The sequence below is a fragment of the Methylocystis sp. B8 genome (genome assembly GCF_005771425.1).
GTDB lineage: Bacteria > Pseudomonadota > Alphaproteobacteria > Rhizobiales > Beijerinckiaceae > Methylocystis.
Window position 1 is genome coordinate 73,807 of the sequence record NZ_VBTZ01000010.1, and the last position, 19,865, is coordinate 93,671.

Annotated in this window: 15 protein-coding genes and 2 pseudogenes; 5 read left to right on the forward strand and 12 right to left on the reverse strand. The window is 59.0% G+C overall.

The features are described from left to right. A partial coding sequence (locus tag FEV16_RS14440; RefSeq protein ID WP_246657352.1) for an HAD-IC family P-type ATPase occupies nt 1-1,774 on the reverse strand: 1,774 nt, incomplete at its 3' end. 226 nt (nt 1,775-2,000) lie between these two features. Between FEV16_RS14440 and FEV16_RS14445 the strand changes: the two genes are divergently transcribed. The 3 genes from FEV16_RS14445 to FEV16_RS14455 all read left to right on the forward strand — a co-directional run bounded on the left by FEV16_RS14445 (nt 2,001) and on the right by FEV16_RS14455 (nt 4,751). Further along, nucleotides 2,001-3,713, forward strand: a complete 1,713-nt coding sequence (locus tag FEV16_RS14445; RefSeq protein ID WP_138168321.1) for an ABC transporter ATP-binding protein/permease — start codon at nt 2,001-2,003, stop codon at nt 3,711-3,713. 151 nt (nt 3,714-3,864) lie between these two features. Next, nucleotides 3,865-4,029: a DUF3309 family protein gene (locus tag FEV16_RS14450; RefSeq protein WP_083909734.1), complete on the forward strand. Its 165-nt coding sequence runs from the start codon at nt 3,865-3,867 to the stop codon at nt 4,027-4,029. Between the two features lie 20 nt (nt 4,030-4,049). Then, on the forward strand, nt 4,050-4,751 hold the full coding sequence (locus FEV16_RS14455) for a VIT family protein (RefSeq protein ID WP_138168322.1): 702 nt from the start codon (nt 4,050-4,052) through the stop codon (nt 4,749-4,751). A gap of 69 nt (nt 4,752-4,820) precedes the next feature. Here FEV16_RS14455 and FEV16_RS14460 read toward each other — a convergent pair whose 3' ends face one another. Both FEV16_RS14460 and FEV16_RS14465 read right to left on the reverse strand, forming a co-directional pair. Further along, nucleotides 4,821-5,120: a hypothetical protein gene (locus tag FEV16_RS14460; RefSeq protein WP_138168323.1), complete on the reverse strand. Its 300-nt coding sequence runs from the start codon at nt 5,118-5,120 to the stop codon at nt 4,821-4,823. Between the two features lie 372 nt (nt 5,121-5,492). After that, the gene (locus FEV16_RS14465) at nt 5,493-5,684 is read right to left on the reverse strand and encodes a CsbD family protein (RefSeq protein ID WP_138168324.1); all 192 of its coding nucleotides are present in this window, start codon (nt 5,682-5,684) and stop codon (nt 5,493-5,495) included. Nucleotides 5,685-5,961: 277 nt separating this feature from the next. Here FEV16_RS14465 and FEV16_RS14470 point away from each other — a divergent pair, with 277 nt between their 5' ends. Further along, nucleotides 5,962-6,861 carry a transglutaminase family protein gene (locus tag FEV16_RS14470; RefSeq protein ID WP_138168325.1) on the forward strand — a complete coding sequence of 300 codons (900 nt, stop codon included), beginning with the start codon at nt 5,962-5,964 and terminating at the stop codon, nt 6,859-6,861. Nucleotides 6,862-6,946: 85 nt separating this feature from the next. Here FEV16_RS14470 and FEV16_RS16975 read toward each other — a convergent pair whose 3' ends face one another. The 3 genes from FEV16_RS16975 to FEV16_RS14485 all read right to left on the reverse strand — a co-directional run bounded on the left by FEV16_RS16975 (nt 6,947) and on the right by FEV16_RS14485 (nt 9,126). Beyond that, a complete protein-coding gene (locus tag FEV16_RS16975) occupies nt 6,947-7,600 on the reverse strand; it encodes a hypothetical protein (RefSeq protein WP_171015242.1) in 654 nt (217 codons plus the stop codon). Between the two features lie 563 nt (nt 7,601-8,163). Beyond that, on the reverse strand, nt 8,164-8,559 hold the full coding sequence (locus FEV16_RS14480) for a cupin domain-containing protein (RefSeq protein ID WP_138168326.1): 396 nt from the start codon (nt 8,557-8,559) through the stop codon (nt 8,164-8,166). A 315-nt stretch (nt 8,560-8,874) separates the two neighbouring features. Further along, complete coding sequence (locus FEV16_RS14485) at nt 8,875-9,126, reverse strand: hypothetical protein (protein WP_246657353.1); 252 nt, start codon at nt 9,124-9,126, stop codon at nt 8,875-8,877. Between the two features lie 784 nt (nt 9,127-9,910). Here FEV16_RS14485 and FEV16_RS17480 point away from each other — a divergent pair. Further along, a pseudogene (locus FEV16_RS17480) lies at nt 9,911-10,900 on the forward strand (IS110 family transposase); the annotation flags it as partial. 354 nt (nt 10,901-11,254) lie between these two features. Here the strand turns inward: FEV16_RS17480 and FEV16_RS14495 are convergent. From FEV16_RS14495 to FEV16_RS14520, 6 genes and pseudogenes are all read right to left on the reverse strand, one after another. Beyond that, entirely contained in the window at nt 11,255-12,445 is a 1,191-nt protein-coding gene (locus tag FEV16_RS14495) for a catalase family protein (protein ID WP_138168329.1), read from the reverse strand. A gap of 104 nt (nt 12,446-12,549) precedes the next feature. Next, nucleotides 12,550-12,681 (reverse strand): annotated as a pseudogene (locus FEV16_RS17315) (IS6 family transposase); the annotation flags it as partial. Nucleotides 12,682-12,946: 265 nt separating this feature from the next. After that, nucleotides 12,947-13,987 (reverse strand): IS110 family transposase, encoded by a 1,041-nt coding sequence (locus tag FEV16_RS14505; protein ID WP_138168330.1) that lies wholly within the window; start codon nt 13,985-13,987, stop codon nt 12,947-12,949. A 124-nt stretch (nt 13,988-14,111) separates the two neighbouring features. Beyond that, nucleotides 14,112-14,450, reverse strand: a complete 339-nt coding sequence (locus FEV16_RS14510; protein WP_138168331.1) for a response regulator — start codon at nt 14,448-14,450, stop codon at nt 14,112-14,114. Nucleotides 14,451-14,457: 7 nt separating this feature from the next. Continuing rightward, nucleotides 14,458-18,624 (reverse strand): chemotaxis protein CheB, encoded by a 4,167-nt coding sequence (locus tag FEV16_RS14515; protein WP_138168332.1) that lies wholly within the window; start codon nt 18,622-18,624, stop codon nt 14,458-14,460. A gap of 496 nt (nt 18,625-19,120) precedes the next feature. Continuing rightward, entirely contained in the window at nt 19,121-19,852 is a 732-nt protein-coding gene (locus tag FEV16_RS14520; RefSeq protein ID WP_138168333.1) for an SMC-Scp complex subunit ScpB, read from the reverse strand. Between the last annotated feature and the right edge of the window lie 13 nt (nt 19,853-19,865).

The window sequence follows — 19,865 nt, forward strand, 5'->3', positions numbered from 1 at the left end:
CATATCGCCAGCCATCCGTACTGGCGAGAAGTTCGATGATTCCCCTGCCCTCCTCCTCGTCGACGGGCAGGTCGTAATCACGAGCGGCGCGCTTTGCTCTTTTGTCATAGCGCGACCAGTAATTTGCAAATTTCTCTCTCGTGAGATGATGCCCGGCGACTCTTTCGCGCCGAGGCGCCGTCACATAGCGGTTGTCGCCGCTGATCACCTTAATGCGGATGCCTAGCCGATTGAGGTCGTCGATCGTGCGCCGCGCGTCCGCCTTGGGCGGGTCGTAGAAGACAAGAAAGCCACGAAAAGTCATCTCCCGTTCGTCGTCGCGGTCGTAGTCCGCCTTCGCTGGAACCTTGCGGGTCGCGACGGCCAGAACACGGAAGCCTTCAGCGCTCTTGGCCTTGAAGACCTTCTCGAGTTCCGCGCGCCGCTCGGCGTTCACCAGAACCTCGACGCCATCGCGGTCCAACGATGTGCAAATGTCGATCACGTTCGAAAACGCCCCCTTGGTGATGAACAGGCGCTGCGACGGCGCTCCGTCCTCCACCACGACGATGGTGAGCCTGCGACGCATGAAGTCGTAGGGGATTTCATCGATCTTGGCCGCGCCGCGGGTCGTTAGCCCAATGTTCTTGCCCGCAGTCACAATCGCTTCATCGAGCGGGTTTTCGATGCCGGTCTCGAAGGCGGCGTTGAGAAAGGCAAGCCGTCGCACCTCATCTGAAGGTTGGCTTCCGGCGTCGAGGACGTCGCGCAGAACAATGGCGCCTTCGGTCAATGTGCCCGTCTTGTCGGTGCACAGGATATCCATGCTGCCGAGGTTCTCGATGGCGTCGAGCCGGCGGACGATGACGCCCCGCTTGCTCATGGCCCGCGCGCCGGCCGAAAGGGTCACGCTGATGATCGCCGGCAAGAGTTCAGGCGACAGGCCGACCGCGAGCGCCACGGCGAACAGCAGGGACTCGATCACCGGGCGGTCGAGCAACAGGTTCACAGTCAGCACGAAGAGAACGATAACAATCATCACGCGGACGAGGAGATAACCGAACTGCCGCACGCCGCGGGCAAAGTCGGTCTCTGGTTGGCGCGCCCCCAGCCGCGCCGCAATAGCGCCGAACTCGGTCCGGCGGCCGGTGCTCACGGCAAGGACTTTCGCCGTGCCGCTGCGCACCGAAGCGCCGAGAAAGACGGCATTGGTCCGTTCAGTGATAGGCGCGTCGGGACGAACTATCCCGGCCCGCTTCTCGACCGGAAACGACTCGCCGGTCATGCTCGCTTCGCTGACGAGGAAGTCCTGCGCCACGATCACGAGCCCATCCGCCGGGATTAGATTGCCCGCCGAGAGGAGGATGTGGTCGCCGGGCACGATCGCGCTGACCGGCGTCGTCTGCTCCACCCCATCCCGCACCACGCGGCACGTCAGCGCCAGGCGCTTCTTGAGTTCCTCGACCGCGGTGGACGCCCGATATTCCTGAAAGAAGCTGAGGAGCGAACTGCCCAGGACGATCGCCAGGATGATGACGGCGTCCACCCATTGCTGAAGCGCCAGCGAGATTGCGGCGGCGAACGCCAGGATGAGGACGAGCGGGCTTTGGAACTGGCGCAGAAGGAGGCGAAGCGCGCTCAGGCGCGGCGCATCCTCGACGCTGTTGGGACCGACGCTTAAAAGGCGCGCAGCAGCGCGATCGGACGATAGTCCGTTGGGACCCGACTCCAAAGCTGCGGCCAGCTCGGAAGAATCATGGCTCCAGTAGGGAGTTTCGTTCGCGTCCCAGGTCACTTAGGGTTCCTGTCTACAATCTCGTGTTGGCGAACGTCTAGTCTGCCTCTCGGCCTGGCTTCACGCGGAGCCAGACGGCGTCCATCAAAAGGACATGAGAAAGACGATCACATAGGAGTTCGCAGCTAGACAGCGATAGTCTCACATGAAGAGGCCGTTCGCACCAAGATGCAGCGCCATCTATGCCGCCTTGCCGGTCATCCCAAGTTGAGCTTTAAGAACGAATATGACTAACGTCATTGTTCCAACCGCGGTCGATGCGCGGCTCCTGCGCCACTTTGCAAACCTCTCCTTTGGCTTCTGGACCGGGCCGACGCGCCGCAAAGCGAAACTGTTCGTGGTCGGGCTCTTTGCCTGCCTGCTGCTCAATCTCGCCCCGGCCATCGCGGTCAACCGGTGGAACAAGTTTTTCTTCGACGCCCTGCAGAATAAGGACCAGCAGCTGATCTTTCTCAGCATCGGCCTGATGCTGGCGCTGGCCTTCGCCTCTGCGTTGACGAGCGTCGCGCTGCTGCAAATGCGTATGCGCTTTCAGTTGCGCTGGCGGGAATGGCTGACTCAGACGCTCGTGCGGCGCTGGATGGAGCGCCGCCGCTTTTATCAGCTCAGCGTCCTTCGGCTCGTCGACAATCCAGAAGCGCGCATCGCCGAGGATGGTCGGATCGCGATCGAGCTCTTCGTCGACTTTGCGACGGGCGTCACGAATGCTCTGCTCATGGCGGTCTCGTTCGTCAGCGTGTTGTGGTTCATCGGCGGCTCGCTGACGATTGGGGGCGTGACGATCCCCGGCTATCTCGTAATCGCAGTCGTCATCTATTCCGCCTCGACGTCCTTCGGCATGCTGCTTTTGGGCCGTCCGCTCGTCGCGCGCGTCGAAGCGAAGGCGGCCGCAGAGGCGGACTTTCGCTTTGAACTTTCGCACACTCGCGAAAACGCCGAAACAATCGCGCTTATCGGCGCCGACGACGCCGAGCGGGAGCGGCATTATGCGAGATTCAGTCAGGTTGCGCTGCGCTGGGTTGCGGTGATTGGCCGACAGGCGCGCATGCTCTTCCTGTCGAGCGGCAATAACGTGCTCGCGCCCGCCATCCCGCTCATGCTGGGCGCACCGAAATATCTCGCCGGCGAAATGTCGCTCGGCGATCTCATGCAAGCGGCGGCCGCCTTCGTACAGGTGCAATTGGCGCTCAACTGGCTCGCCGACAATTCGCTGCGCCTCGCGGACTGGTTTGCCTCGGCTCGGCGCGTCGCCGCCCTTGACCTCTTCTTCGATGACCTCGACGAGCTTGCGATCGGAGCCGAGGAGAAGATGATCGATCTCGCCTTCAGCGACGACGACGCATTGCATCTTTGCGGGCTCTCCATCGCCCAGCATGACGGCGCGTTGATGCTCGCGGACACCGATGCGACGATCGGACGCGGCGAGAAGGTTCTCGTTAAGGGAGATCCTGGCACCGGCAAGAGCACGCTGATCCGCGCCATGGCGGGGTTGTGGCCGTGGGGCAGCGGCCGCATTCTACGTCCGAAGGATGCGCGCATCGCGTTCATGCCGCAGCAGCCGTATATGCCGCGGGGCACGCTGCGCGATGCGCTCGACTATCCATGCGGCGACACGCCGCCCGACCCCGCGCGCACCAAAAGGATCCTCGCCGCTTGCGGCTTGGCTCATCTCGTATCGCGCCTGGACGAGGAGCAGAGCTGGGCCGATGTGCTATCCGACGGCGAACAGCAACAGCTCGGCTTCGCGCGCGTGCTGCTGAGGCCACCAGACATCATCATCATGGACGAACCGACCTCGGCGCTCGACGACCTCAGTCAGATGCGGCTGATGGAGCTGCTCTGCGAGGAAGCGCCGGGCTCGACCATCATCCACGCGGCACGCCGCAATGTTGACAAGCGCTTCTACGACCGCGAGATCCAGCTCCATGCGAGATCATAGTGAACCCGACGAGTAGCTGATTTTCGAGGGGCGTTATTATTCGACGCGTTGCCGCCTTTCAATTTGAATGTCTTGAAAAGATACGGGTGTGGACCGGCGAAGCGGCCGTGATAAGCTCAAAAGTGAAATTCCCTGCGACGGAGATTGCTTAATGTCACTCTCAACATTGCTCATCATCCTCCTCATCATCGTTTTGCTCGGCGGTTTCAGTGGACGTTTTGGCGGCTACGGCTATGGGTACGGGCATGGCGGCGTCGGCGTGATCGGCCTCATCCTGATCGTTCTTGTCGTTCTCATGCTGCTTGGGCGGATTTAATCTGAGAATTGGAACGTCGGATGAGTCGTCTGCGACTGCACCCCGAATACCATCTGGTCGGGCGTATCGGGTGGTTAAGAGCCGCGGTGCTCGGCGCCAATGACGGCATCGTTTCAACTGCGAGCTTGATCGTCGGCGTTGCGGCAGCCAATACGGCTGAGGGCGGCGTCTTGATCGCTGGCGTCGCGGGACTAGTGGCTGGCGCCATGTCGATGGCCGCTGGCGAATATGTCTCAGTTAGCTCGCAATCCGATACCGAAAGGGCGGATCTCGCTCGGGAACGCAGCGAACTGACCGAGAGCGCCAAGGCCGAACTTGACGAGCTTGCCGAAATTTACGTCCAGCGCGGTGTCGATACCGCTCTTGCGCGGCAGGTTGCCCAACAGTTGATGGCGAAAGACGCCTTAACCGCTCACGCGCGCGATGAACTGGGGATTTCGAAAATCACCACGGCACGTCCTGTCCAAGCCGCACTGGCATCGGCTGCAGCATTTTCTATCGGCGCCGCCATGCCCTTACTCATGATTCTGGTATCGCCTGCTGGCGATCTTGTTCCCATCGTTTCCGGCGCGTCTTTGTGTTTTCTCGCTCTTCTGGGCGCCATTGGCGCAAGAGCAGGCGGGGCGAATGTTTTGCGCGCCACAGCACGAGTGACATTCTGGGGCGCCTTGGCGATGGCCCTAACGGCCGGTATAGGGGAAATATTCGGCGCGGCTGTTTGAGCATTCTGACGGTAGAAGAAAAAAAAGCGCTCGGTCATTCGCGAAACGCAGTAGGTCCTATCACCGCAGTCACAAATCTTTGTGGCTGTGAAGAAAGCGAGCGAGTTGCTCTTTCAGGTCCGCTGTGGGGAGCGGCTCGCCGACAGAAACGGCGCGTGCGAATAGATCCCGCTGGACTTCCGTGGGAAGATTATTCCAGCGGCTGATGACCGCCGCTCCCAAGCACTGCAAAATGAGCGCTTCTTCTTCCTTGGCCAGAGCAGCCCGCTTTTCCCGATCCGCATCGGTTCGACCGCCCTCGTTCTCCCATCTGGATAGGGCGCGGACCAGCGGGTTATCTTTAGTCGAAGTTTTTGGTTCATTGGCCATCACGCATCACCCTGAACGATATCAACGCCCGTAGCCGCGGATTATGCCGCCGTTTCGTCGCTTTCAACACCTTGCGCACACTCAATTCCAAGCTGATTGGCTATGCCTTGCTGCGACCCCCTCTTCTCGAAGTTCTACTCTTTGCTCGTGCGGTCAGCGAAGTCGCTAATCTCGGAAGAACATTGGCCTCGCACACCAATCGTCTCTCATTCTCGCTGCGCCTTCATCCTGACCATCTCGCATTTGCTCAATTACATTGAGGCGATCTTTTTCTTAACCCCCAAGGGGATCTCGGCCCCCGACGGTTCAAATGATGGCAATATGAAATAGCGGCCCTTAGGGCCGCTATTTCGCGCTCAGGATGAGGTCCAGTTAAGCCTTGTCGACGAGCTTCTTGACAGCGTCTTTGGCCTTGCCGACGGCTTCCTGCCCCTGGCCCTTGAGTTGCTGCACGGCGCCTTTGAGCTCTAGGTTCGGGTTGCCTACTGCTTGGCCAACCCCTTGCTTGACTGCTCCCGCCGTCTGATTTGCCGCACCTTTGATCTTATCGGTAGTGCTGCCCATGATTGACTCCTAAACGATTGAGCGACGCGCGACGTTACGCGCTACATTGGTAAACGCACAGCTCTCGTTCGTGTTCCATGACGACTAAAAGGCCTATTGGCGACGCATGACTTCGAAGCTCCCACACTCTCTCGAGCAATGAGCGTGAAGTGTGGCTTTTGGGCCTTTGAGGAGGATTCGAGATCGGCAGAAAACGGCACAGGCTCGATCGTCGCCAGATCAGCATCGCTGAAACCAGATCTGAAGCCCTTAGCGCTGTGCCGCACTGGAGAGTGCCATGGTCACGTTGAGAATCCGCCACAGGACGACTTATCGCTACGGCAAACCCGTCGCCCCGCGTCCGCATCGCCTTATTCTTCGGCCGCGGAAGAGCCGCGATCTCCGTCTGCTGTCAATGGAGCTGCACGTGGAGCCGCATGCGGTCGTGACCTGGGCGCAGGATGTTGCGGGCAACATGGTGGCGACCGCGACTTTCCAAACCATGACCAACAATCTGATTATCGATAGCGTCGCCGAACTTGAGCTAGATGCCGCTGCATGGCCAGTCTTCGAAATCGCCGCCTCTGCGATCTTCTATCCCTTTCGATACAGTGAGGACGAATGGACAGACCTCGGAGCTCTGACCGCTCCGCAATACCCCGATTCGACGGCGCGATTGCGGGAATGGGTACAAGGCTTTGTCCGCAGTAACCCGACCGACACTCTTTCGCTCCTGAAGGACGTCAATGCAGGTGTATTGGCCTGGGTTCTCTATCGACAACGCGACGCGGAGGGAACGCAATCGCCTGCACACACATTGGAGCGTGGATGGGGTTCCTGCCGCGACATGGCAGTGCTCTTCGTCGAGGCGGTCCGCACGCTTGGATTCGGGGCGAGGATCGTGTCGGGCTATCTTCACAATCCAGACGGGGACATAGCGGGTTCGGAGGGCGCAGGAACAACCCATGCCTGGGCGGAAGTCTATGTGTCGGGCGCGGGTTGGATCACCTTCGATCCCACGAACCGCAGCGTGGGCGGCGCCAATCTGATTCCTGTCGCGGTCGGACGGGACATCCGACAGGTGATGCCCGTAGCTGGGACCTTCGTTGGGATGAGCGATGCCTTCGAGGGGATGTCGGTGGAGGTTTGCGTCGGCTCGACGTTCCGCCAATCGGAAAAGAAGCCGCCGTCGCCGTGAGTGCCGCACGCCGCAGGGCGAATGACCTCAATCTGCGTTGTCGGTGCGATGTTGTAACACGGTGCGAGATTACGCGGTTGGCCGATCAAATCGGCGAGCCGGTGAAGTCCTTCCCATGAAAGATGTTGCGTGAAGCGCGCGAGGTAGTGATGATCGCGCCAGACGGCAACGCGCCGATCCATTCGATAGCGATTGGGCCGATCCCGAGCGCGCAGAAATAGCGTCCGCAGACTGTCTTCCCGCCGAATGTCTGCATGTATTTGAAGACAAGCACCTGGCGATAAAGATCGCCATGGCGCGTGCTAAAGGTCTCGCGCAATTCTTCGAAGAGCACGACCTGCTTGCCGTTCCCAATCATCGGCGGCGTCGAACCAAACGGGTCTTTGCGCGGATAGTTCACAAAGGTCTCGCCGATGCGCGCGAACTCGCCCCAGCCGATCGGCTCCGAGAACACAACTTTCTTGTGCTCTTGGAAGATATTTGCGAGCAAGCCGTCGAGCGGAGAGTCGTCACGCCATTCGGCGACGCCAAAGCCAGGTCGATATCGATATAGCCAACGATTCTTCCAGGTTCCGTGCTCGTCGAAGTTGTCATAGGCCATCGAGTCGGTGATGGCGTCATAGGAGAAAACGGACGAGATCGGCGGTAAGGATCCATCAGCAGAAGAATGGTCGAAGCGGCGGCGCTCGACCGTCTTGAAAAATGGCCAGTAGGGCGCGACAAAGATCGCTGCCGTCATCCTCGGCCCACTTGCGCGGTGCACGCCGGCTCGGCCGGCGGGATAAATCCCCGCGAGGTCGCTTCTCAACCGCGTGCATCCGTGATGCACGGCCTTCGCTTTGAGCTCGCAAAAAGACGCGCACGCCCTAGTTAAGGTAAATGCGCAAGAGAATGAACGAAGACCCCGCCGCCTATCTCGCGAGAATGAAAAGCCAAGCAAGAAGGGCTCAAATTCGGTCCGGTGCCATTGAGGGTCTCTTTGAGAGAGACAGCAAGGCGATCCGGCCCGAAGTGAAGGCCATCATAGAGGCTGCTTTAGCAGACAGATCAAAGGCTTTGGCGCGGCCAATTATACTCTAGGCAATATTGCTCCGTCGGCAACCGCGACGCGTTTTCGCTTTGTGCGTTGGCGCCTCCTACGTCCTCATCTTTCTCGACTTCTCGACCTTGCAAGCGCGCGAAACTAATTCCCGGGAAGAGCTGCGTTTTGAATCGTCGCTTGGTCTCGCTCCACTTCATATCGCTCAGCAGAGAATTTGTCTGCCGTCGTCGACAGGCTGGTTGAATTGCCCGTCTGCCTAACTACTCAGTCGTCTTGCCATCGAAGTGCTCGTCACCAGCTTCGGCCTCAGCCTTAGTGGCGCGCACGATGCCGTCCCGATGATCCGGCGGGCCATAGATCGTATAGAGTTTCAAAGGTTTTTCCCCCCTATTTATGACGTTATGACGGGCGCCTGCGGGCACGATGATCGCGTCGTCGCTCTTAATCTTCGTACGGACTTCGTCAATCAGCACTTCGCCCTTGCCTTTTTCGACCCGGAAGAACTGGTCGTGGTCCGAGTGGACTTCTTCTCCTATTTCCTCCCCGGCTTTTAGAGCCATCAGCACCAACTGAAGGTGCTTGCCCGTATAGAGAATGCGCCGGAAGTCTTTGTTCTCCTCGGTTAGTTCCTCAATGTCTTCCACAAAGCCCTTCATGGCGATATCCTCACTGGTCATGGGCAGCTAAACAGCATCAAGATTAACTGCTGAATATGACAAAGCCAGCGTCATGCGGATTCAATTCGCTTAATGGCCATGGCGGGTGACGAGACTCACACGTCACCGGCGCGATCCGCATCCAATGCTCAAGTCGATGACGAAGCAAAGCATTGATGACGAGACGATCTTAGGAAGTGGGGCGCCCGGAAGAATCTCATGCAGCCTCTAACCGCGGCAACCGCGGTTAGGAGACTGGTCAGACAGCACCTCGAGCGGTTCTAGCTGCGAGGTCCATGCAGATGAACAAATCGCTCAGGCACGAATAATCGAGTGTATTGACTTCGCTTCGCCAAACTTAGGCCATGGCACTTTAATGCCGGCTGCCGTCAGGAACATCTGCGCCACATAAAGAACAATGAACACCCCGACCAAAACGACGAGCACGTTAACAACAGTCCGAAATGGCTCCGCGAGAGGAATGACACGGAGCAAGGTCGTCGCGGCCCACCAAAAAACGCCGATGATGATGACGAGAAAGATCAGTCCTATCAATGTTTCGATCATTGTCATGTCTCCACCAAACCGACACTGCCCAAATGGCGGCCGACCTTGCGAAAATATGTGCCCATCTGGCGTTTCAGACAAGGCCGAGCTTTGCAAATGATCCGTTGGCCGGCGACTTGAGGCTCATCGCCTCCTCCGGAGTGCTCTGCCTCGATCAGGAACCTCGTGACATGTGCCCCGGATAATTTCTGTCAGCGCCCTGTCGATCCTATTCTGGATAGGTGAAGGCTGGGCAACACCGTAAGCTTGAGCGCCTTCAGCCGATTGATCTGTCCTTCCGTCTGGCCGTTGCTCCAAGGCTCAGTGATCGCAACTTCTCAGCGCGTCGATGTGTCTCTGCAGCGTGCAAGCAAAACGTTGCATCGCATTAGAGGCCCGACTTCTGGGCGTCTTTCAGCCAGACGCCGAGCTTGCCAACGCTCTTGCTTTTGAGCATGCCCCTAAATCGCATGGCGAGTCGACGCATTAGGGCGCGCGGAGCGGTCGGGGTGACGAAGCGCCTCGGCGCACACTCCAACATGCTCGACCAATACGCGCGCCGTGCCGTGTTCTGGGATCGTTTCGAACCCACCGGAGATCCTCCCATGTCCGATGGAACCGATGTGTCGAGAAATTTCACCTCCAAAGAGTGCGCGCAGAGATCATACGTTTGCTATTCGACGCGTCGCTGAATTGAAGTCGCCGATGCGATTCAAGGACAAGCTCAAAGCCTGAGGATTGATGTTGGCGAAACGCGGTTGCCGACGCAAGCGGCCGTCGCCGTCGCCCGCAAGCTCGCGGCCGTCTCGTTGGACTCGACAAAAAAGGCGAAGTCGTTCTTCGCCGCCGCGTCCGAAGAATTTCATTGGCGCAGTTGGCCGAGAAGCTTGCGCCGTGCACCATCGGCATGGAGGCATGCTGCGGAACCCATCACCTCGGACGTCAATTTGCGCTCTAGGGCACACGGTCAGATTGATGCCGCCTGAATACGTCAAGTGCTACGTTAAGACGCAGAAGAACGATGACCGGGACGCCGAAGGAATCGCGGAAGCCGCGACCAGGCCGGCGATGCGGTTCGTCACACTTAGGAGCGAGAACAGCTCGATCTCCAGTCACTCCACCGCACGAGAGAGCGTCTCGTCGGCGGACGAACCGCTCTCATCAATCAGCTGCGGGCAGTTCTTTTCGAGCGCGGGTTGGTCATTTCCAAAGGCGCCGAACAAAGCTGGATCGATGGTTGCGGGAAGAACTGCCAAACGCGCGCGGCCTGAGCCCCCGTATGCAGAAGCTGGTGGGTGACCTGATGCTCGAGCTTCGGGAGCTTGATAAGGGCGCCACCTGGCTCGACCGGGAGATGGCGTCGTCCAATCGCGCGCCCATCGTGCGCGTCGGATTCGGCGCCGAGGTCGATCGGGCGATGAAACAACGCAGAGAGGCGCTCGTCGCAATGGGTCACGCGCGGCGCACGCCGGATAACGTCATCCGCGCGCCGGGAGACTTAGTCAAACGACTGGAGCGGAGCGAGATCGAGCGCGTCGGGAAATCGATGGCCGCGGACAAACACGCGCCCTTCAAAATGAATGACGAAGGCGAGCGCGTCTCCGGCGTCTTCACCGGCACGACGAATCTCGTCTCCGGTAAATACGCGATCATCGAGAACGCCTACGAGTTCACGCTCGTCCCGTGGCGGCCTGTCATCGATGAGCGCCTTAGCCGCGAGATCAGTGGCGTCGTGCGCGGCTCAGGAATCTCATGGGACTTTACGCGAACTCGCGGAATTGGCATCGGGATGTAAATACCGACCGAGTTTCTTGTGCCATATGCGCGCGTTTGCCTCCTTTGACTTCTTCTTTCCCGCAAACGTACGAGGCGCGCTGTATCGAAAGATTGCGCGGTTCGCGCCGCGAATATTTGTCGTCTTCCTGTCGGCGTGGCTCAACAACGCCGAAACCGTCGCAAGATTGCCTCTGTGGATGACAGAAATTGGTCTGCCCCCTGAAAAGTGATCCTCCGTGAAGTATGGCTTTTGGGCCTTTGAGGAGGATTTGAGATGGGCAGAAAACGACAGCGGCCAAAATTGCGTCAGAGCCCCGCTTGGATGCAAGTCACGCCCAAAGCGAGGTGCTCAATCCACGCAAAGTCACGCCTATCATTTACTTTCATCCCAAGCCTTGCTTGGGTCAACATTTTCCACTCTATTCCGGCGGTGTCTGTAATCGGAAATGACGCCATAGAGCTGCGCGCGAATGCGATTAATGCCACCAAGTCCTATATGCTCAGTGGTGGTATTGTATGGATTGAACGACATGCTTTCACACATACCCTTACGTTCAGGGGTATCAAATGTTTGCTTGGGAATCATTATCGTAGCTATTTTTTTCCATGGAGATTTGGATTCGTCCCAGTCAGCTGTCGCATCCTCAATTGACATTCCAGCTTGTTTTTCTTGAACAAAGAACGAGTAACAAACAGATTTCTCGTTTAACTCAGCAACCATCGCCTCTCTCAAATAGTCCGGCCCTGTCGCATCGGACGCTCCCAAATTATTGCCACCTTGTCTATCACATGGCTTTGCTGAGTATTTAACGGCGCGCTCCAGCCCAGACTCATTGAACCCAAATCTATATGGAACCATCGAATAGTACTGCGCAGACAACGGCGACATCACTGTTTGGCTGGCGATTTTATACGCAATCCAAGCTTGCCGTATTCTCCACTTAAATGGGTTGTACGAAGGAAAAAAATATCTCCGCAATCCTGCAGAATCACCCGTAAGCGCGCCTGCTTCACTGAAAGCCTTATAGTCATTTGCATCAGGTGAAAAAAAGACAGGATAATTTATCATTAACATATCTTGTGTACGAAACTTACCGCCCAGTTGGTCGATAGATTGAGAAACATCCAACAGCTTGATCGCCATACCGCGTCCATCCATTCTAGGATCTGGACTCGGTTCGAAAGCTCCGTTCGAAAATCGAATCCATGCGCGGTATGACCTACCCGGCGTTTTAAAAATCCCCACTCGCAAATCGTCTGGTATGTCATTGTCGACTTGGAAGGAGGCCTTTACGCAGCCATGGGCTTTCGCGTGGGCGTCTCGACGGACCAGCACCTGTTCTTTTGGATAATGTCGAGATAGCGCATCTATAACACGCTGCACGATTTCCTTAATGTCCTCATTCTCGCCCGGCGGGACTTTCTCCAGATAGGAAACCTGCGCAATCGCAGAGAGCGACGTGAGCGCAACTCCCGCCGCTCCAACCGCCCTTACGACGCTGCTTCGCCGCAGCCATCGCAAGAACATGCCGCGCGGCGGTCGGCGAGGATTAATTGAGCACACGACATTACTCCTAAATTATAGCATAAGTGGCACCGTCACGTTAACTGGCGCCGGTCATCTCGACCTGTCAGAGGCGGCATATATCACGCAGCGAGCGAGGCGCCGGTGATTTCCGTCCATGCGGCGAAAGCCCGGGCGCGGCGCGCACGGCGAAGGTCGGCGAGCTGATCTTGGGGGCGAGGAGCGGATTTGAACCGCTTCATGATCCGCTCTCGTCGTCGTGTCGGTTGATGCGCCCCAGCTAACGTATGGCCTGCCCCGTCTGCGAGAGTTTTTGCGTCCTGCCTTCTTCAGTCTGCTTCAACGTATCCGGCTTTGGAGCAAAGCTCCGAGCCAAGATGGAGATCCGCGCAGCCCGTTCCTCATAATTTAATCGACCTCCAAGGGCCATTAACTGGGTCAGGCGTCCAAGCTGCCGTTCGACTGTTAGGCCATCTCGCTTCCACCACTCGCAAACATCATCGGCCCATCAACGCTTCGATCAGCGTAACGGGTCTAACCTTACGCCGCGGCAGACAAATTTCCAGCCGCAAATTTTTCTCCTCGCCGCAACACGGCCCAGGCAATCCGGGCCAGCTTGTTGGCGAGCGCGACGACCGCGACATTATGATGAACGCGGGCGATCAATCCCTTCAGCCATCGGCCGAGCCTCGTATCGCGTTCGGCGACATGAGGCAACGCGGCGCGCGCCCCGTGGATCAGTTGTTTACGTAAATAGGCGTTCCCACGTTTGCTGATCCCGAGCAATTTGGGCTTTCCGCCGGTTGTCGCTTGCCTTGGAACAAGGCCCAGCCACGCTGCGAGATCGCGCCCATGTTTGAATGTCTCTGCTTTGCCAATCGCCGCGAGCAGAGCCGAAGCGATCAATGCGCCGACGCCTGGAATCGTCGCCAATCGGCGCGCGTCCTCATTCTCTTTCGCAAAGGCCGCAAACTCCGCATCGAATACGGCGATCCGCTTGTCCAATTCTCGCCACTGCACGCGAACGTCGGCGATGAGCCTGCGCATTCTCCCGCTGAGCCCTCGCTCGTCCGGTTCGTCCAGCAGAACGCCGAGTCTTTCTTCGAGATGACGCTTGCCCTTGGGAACAACAATCCCGCGCTCGAGAAGAATCGCACGCGCCTGATTGATCAGCGCCGTCCGTTCGCCGATCAAGCGGTCGCGCGAACGGTGTAGCGTTTGTATGTCGAGCTGATCCTGCGTCTTCAACTCGACAAAGCGCATCGTCGGCCGCGTCGCCGCTTCTGCGATAGCCTCCGCGTCGCGATCATCGTTCTTTTGCGCCTTGACATACGGGCGAACATATTCGGGAGACATCAGTCGGACCTCGTGACCATGCGTCGCGAATAGCCGGCCAAGATGATGCGCGCCGCAACACGCTTCCATCGCGACAACACAGGGCGACAACTGCGCCGCCAAACCAACGAGCGTTTCCCTCTTCGCGCGACGGCGTAAAACCACGGCGCCGGATGTGTCGAGCCCCACCAGGCTGCAAAGGTTCTTGCCGATATCGATGCCGAGCACGGAAATCTTCGTCTTCATGATCCTTCCCTCCGGTTGAGCCTCCGGCGAAACTACAACGCCGGTAGGAGGGGCGGGCCATTCCATAATTTAACGGTCCCAAACGACGCCTTCTTTCAACGTCGAGCGCTCTAGCGAGACGCATTCACAACGTCCCTAGCGCGGCGAGTAAGGCGGGGGTGCGAACAGGCTTTTCGAGCATAGGCGCGTGACGGAAAATTGCCGGCCGCTCCGCTGCGCTATAGCCCGTGAGCGAGACGAAGGGAACGCCGAGCGCTAACAGCGCGGCCGCGACGGGCTCGGAGGTCTCGCCATCGAGATTTATGTCAAGCAAGGCTGCGTCGCAGCCTACGCTGTGAAGGAGCTTTAGCGCCTCCTCACTCGAAGACGCAGGCCCGACGACGTCAAAGCCGGCGTCCGCAAGCTGCAAGCTCAGATCAAGTGCAAGCACAGCCTCGTCTTCGACTATCAGAATGCGCGCCATGGCCGCCCTACCCCCCTACCGGCTGAGTCTTACCTACTGCGTTGGCCTTGAAAGTCCCGGGGTCAACGACTCGCTCGCTTGGGCAGCGCACGCGCCAAACGATGCCGGCCGCGTCATAGTCCAAAGCGACCTCGCCTTTCAAGGCCATCTTCGCCAAGGTCACGATCACATTGTAGCCATAGCCTTTGCGTTCCGGCGGGGCGACGGGCGGCCCTCCTCGCTCCGTCCAACTCATCGCAAAGACGTCGGCGTCCAAGCGCCAATCGATTGCAACGCGCCCCTCGCCATCCGAGAGGGCGCCGTATTTGCTGGCGTTGGTGGCGAGCTCATACAGCACCATGCCGAGCGCCTGCGCGGCGGCGGTCGAGACGCGAAAGGATGAGCCTGTCAGCAGAATGCGGTCGCCAATGAGATCGGCGAAATGGGCAAGCTGCGCGTGCACAAGATCGGCGAGCTCAATACCGCGCCATTCGTTTTTTACGAGGAGGTCATGGTTCGCCGCGAGCGCGCTGACGCGTTCTGAGAAACGCTCTATGAAGTCCTTTGGGTTGGCGACGGCGGTTTGGCGCGCGATCACTTGCACGACGCCGAGCATGTTCTTGGCGCGGTGGTTGACCTCCTTCAGCAGGAGCTTGACGTGCTCTTCCGCCTGCTTTCGCTCCGTGATATCGCGGGAAACCATCGCGACGCCAGTAACCTGACCCTGGACATTCCTGATAGGAGAGGCGCTCAGCGAAATCTCGACTAGCGCGCCGTCCTTGCGGCGGCGCACGGTCTCTTGGTTTTCGACGGACTCTCCCTGCCGGACGCGCTCCATGAGAGAAGCCTCTTCGTTGATGCCTTCCGGAGGAACGACCAGCTCCACGGATTGACCGACGGCTTCCTGCGCGGTGAAGCCGAAGAGCCTTTCGGCACCCTCGTTCCAACTGGTGATGGCGCCGTTCATGTCCTTGCTGATGATCGCGTCGGCCGAGAACTTCACGATGGCGGCTAGCTGTTGCATCTCCGCCTGCAACCGCACGAGCTCGGTGACGTCGCGCATGCCTAGCAAAATCAGCTTAGGGTTGCCGTCGGTCTGGCGCAGCGCCCGCGCATTAAGCAATAGGACACGCCGCCCGATCCGTCCAAATTCGGGGGCGAGTTCGAAGTCGTTGAAGACATTGTCGCGGGGAATGATGTCTTCCAACAGCTGTCGAAGCTTGGAGTTCGCCCACGCGCCGCCATCGATCTCGAAAATCGACCGCCCCGCCGTTTCCGCCGGCGAAAGACCGAAGGCCCGATAAAAGGCGACGTTCGCCGAGTGGACGCGCAGATCGCCGTGCAAAAGGATCAACGGATCGGGGACGGTTTTAATGATGGCCTCGGCGCGCTCGCGCGCTTCGGCGATGTCCTGCTGCGTTTGCTTGAGCGCGTCGATGTCCACCAGGACCAGCACCGCGCCGTCCACCTTATTGTCGAGAGTGAGGTACGGTCGCACGCGTAGGGAATGCCAGCAGCCTCCTTCATCGCGCACTTCCTGCTCTCGCTCGCGCACGCTGGCGATAACGTCGCCGACAAAGGCCGCCAAATCGGTCAGGTCGAGAGTGTGCCGTATGGCGGCGAGCGGCCGTCCGACGTCTTCAGCCAGGAGGTTGAATTGTTTTGCGGCCTGCGCGCTGAAACGGCGGATGGTCAGATCGCGCGCCACCACCACTACGGCGAGATGGGTTGCGATCTGGAAGTTGACGAGGTCGCTGTTGAGGCGGCTGAGTTCGGCGTTGCGGCTGGCCATTTCCTCATTGATCGTGGTCAGCTCTTCATTCGCCGACTCCAACTCCTCCTTGGACGTTTCAAGCTCTTCATTGATGCTTTGGAGCTCCTCATTGGCTGACTGCACCTCCTCGTTGGACGCCTGAAGCTCTTCGTTGGCTGCTTCGTTCTGTTCCTGGATGAACTGGAGATAATCGCGAGTCTCGGCCAGCTCTCTCTCCAGATCGGCAACGCGCCTCGATTCTTCCTTCTTGCTGCTCCGTTGCGACGGCCTCTCTCCGCTGGACTTCTTGCGAGAGTCGGCGACGCTTCTCTTTTGCGACTCGTCAAACAGGATCAAGAAATGGCGCTCGCGCAAATTCTTGAGCGGAATGACCTCGACATTCACCACCCGCGTCTCGCCATTCTGTTCTAAACGTATGTTCTCCTTACGCGCGACGCCGTTGCTCTTTTTCGCTTTGTCGATCGCGGCGCGCAATGGCAGCATCAAGCCGTCGCGCGCCATTTTCAGCACGCCAAAGCTCGCGTTGCCGGTCGGGGGCTCAAGATATGTGCCGGTCGGACCGCGGAATTGAATGATTTGCAAGTCCGCGTTCACGAGCACGCCGGGAGGCGCGTATTTGCTGACAGTGACGCGATCGGCCTCCCGCAGAGAGTTAAGTTCGGCGCGAAAACCGTCCGGCTCTTCTTGCGCTTCGTGGGTCGGAAGAGGCACGCCAATCCCTGGGCGCTGAGGGCGCGGCTTGTGTTCGTCGCGATCTTTTTTAGCCGGCGGATGGACTCTCGGAGTCGGCGAGCCTTTTCTGGAATAGATCTTGTGCTTTCTATCCAGCGGCTCAAACAAATCCGCAAAGCCGCTGATCGACTCCGATGCGCCGAGGAACAGAAAGCCTTCGGGCTTCAACGCATAGTGGAATGTGGGGAGCAGCTTATGCTGCAAATTGGGCTCAAGATAGATCAGCAAATTGCGGCAGCTCACCAGATCCATGCGCGAGAACGGCGGGTCGCTGATGAAATTTTGTCTTGCGAAGACGATCATTTCGCGCAAACGTTTGTCGACTCGGTATCCGTCTGCCTCCTCGATAAAAAACCGTCGCAGTCGTTCGGGAGAGACGTCCTGTGTGAGAGACTTGGCGTAAAGACCCTGGCGCGCCTTGTCGAGCAGCGCATCGTTGACGTCGGTAGCGAATATCTGGATTTTATGTGCGGAATGCGCTTCCTCCGCCGCTTCAACGAACGCCATGGCGATGGAATAGGCTTCCTGGCCCGTCGAACAGCCAAGCACCCAGGCCCGGAAGGGCTCTCCCGCGCTGTTTTGAAGGAATCTGGGAAAGACTTGGCGCTTGAGGACGTCAAAGGCTTCCGGATTGCGGAAAAAACTGGTCACTCTGATGAGAACGTCGGAATATAAGGCGTCGAGCTCCTTGGCGTTTCCACGCAGGAAGTCAGCGTAATCTTCGAGCGCGTCTTTCCTGTTCAAGACCATGCGCCGGCTGATGCGGCGCTGGATGGTGGTGGATTTGTAAAGCGAGAAATCCACGCCGCTATGATTTCGGAGCAGGAGAAGGATCTTCCTGAAGCCGTTGTCTCTTGCCTTGCCGCGCACGGCTCGGCCTTCGCCGCGCGCCTGTTCTATGTCCGTGGCCGGCGCTCCATGCCCTCCGGAAGGGAGAGGCGTCTCATCGTCCTCATGCGCAACGGCGAAAGCCCGATCGTCTTCTGGAGACGCGAGGGGTCGCTCCGCGACAAAGGGATGATCGGCAATACGCGCGAGTTCCTTGGCGATGTCCTCCGGCTTGAGAACGAAATCCACGCATCCCGCGGCGATCGCGCTGCGCGGCATCGAATCGTATCGGGCCGAGTCATCCTGCGCGAAGGTGATTCCGCCTTCAGCCTTGATCGCCTCCAACCCCAAAGTGCCGTCGCTTGCCGTTCCGGATAAAACGACGCCGATCGCGCGTTCCTGCAGATCCTGCGCCAGTGACTGGAAAAAGAAATCAATCGAATGATGGGCGCCGCGCATTTCCTGGCGCGGCTGAAGGTTCAAGACCCCGTGCGCGATGACCATGTTTGCGTTGGGAGGAATGACGTAAACGCAGTCGCGCTCCACGCGCAGACCGTTCGTGACTTCCTTGACCGACATCGAGGTCGCCCGCGCCAGAAGATTCGTGAGTGCGCTTTCGTGATGCGGGTCGAGATGCTGCACCAGCACGAAGGCCATGTTGGCGTGCGTCGGCAAATGCTGAAGGAGCTTGGTAAACGCCTCCAATCCGCCGGCCGAAGCGCCAACGCCAACGATAAGATGTGGCGCCCTGTGGTCGACATCAGCCGGCTTGGACGCGTGGCCCTGCGCTCCTGCGGGCGTCCTTCGTACCGGCTTCTTGGGGAGGCCGCCCGATCTCCCCGCTTGTTTTTTTGCGGCCACCGAAAACGCCCTTTTCCTTACCTTCAAGGATCTCCGCGTCCCGCCGCCAGCTTCGCGGGCGGATAGCTGTTACACTCCGGCGGGCGTTTTGTGCGGAGTTCCACTGCCGAGCTGCCTTGGTCGGAGCAATGGCCGCGCTTCAGCCTTGCCCGCGGCGTGACCATACTGAATTCGACCCCCAGGGAAAACTAGAGGCTTGACTTACCTCCGGCAACCCCGCACGCGCTGGGGCGGCGCATCAGCGTCCCGGTCGCTCGTCATTGCGGCCGTAGCCAAACTAGCGCTGCGAGCTCAAAACATCGGTTTCAAATTTGAAACCGAGATCAACAAGCGTTGAGGTGAATTCCGATTTGTCGGCGCGTGATCCGGTTCATTCGCAAATCGCGCACTGGAGCTTGATCATTAAAGGATCGGAGACCGCGGCCGACGCCGCGATCGCTCGAATAGCGCGGCCAAACTGCGGCGCCCTCCGACTCATTCCATACCCGCCGCTTCGTCAGCCTTCTCCTCGTTGTTCAGTCAGGCCCAATACGCCATTCAAATCGCGTTCCGCGGAAGAAGGCGTCAACAGTCCAGCGTCTTCAAGCTTTTCGATATCGGGCAAATCGCGCAGGCTCGCGAGGCCGAATACCTCGAGGAATCGCTTCGTCGTTACGTAGGCGTAAGGCGCGCCGGGCATTGGCGCGCGCGGTCCAGCGGCGATGAGGCCAAGCGCTTTCAAGCTGCCGATGACGTCGCGGCTGATTTCTCGCCCTGCAAACTGCGACAGTTCCGCGCGCGTCGCTGGCTGCAGATAGGCGATCGCCGTCACGGCGAGGAGTTCGGTCGGCGTCAGCGCTGGCGGTCCGGCGGCGCGGGCGCCGTTGTTCAAGACGCGAATAGCGTCGGCGTAGCGCGGTTTGGTGCGCAATTGATAGCCGCCGGCGACATGAACGAGGTCATAGGGCCTGGCGCGCAAGTCGTCGCGGATGTCCGAAATCAGATCATCAAAATTGCAGTCGCGCCCGACCAGTTTGGCCAGCGCCTCGCGCGTCACCGGCGCGGGCGAGGCGAAGATCGCCGCCTCGACGCGACCCATCCATTCGCGCCAGCGCATCGCCTGCGGCAGATCGAAGAGATCGGCGTCGAATAATGGCTCCGGGTCGCGCGGCGCCGCACGACGACTTGTCGGCGCGCGCGCTTCTTGCGCCGACGTTGCTTCTCGTCGAACCGCCTTCATCGACCGCATGTCGACGTCCCTC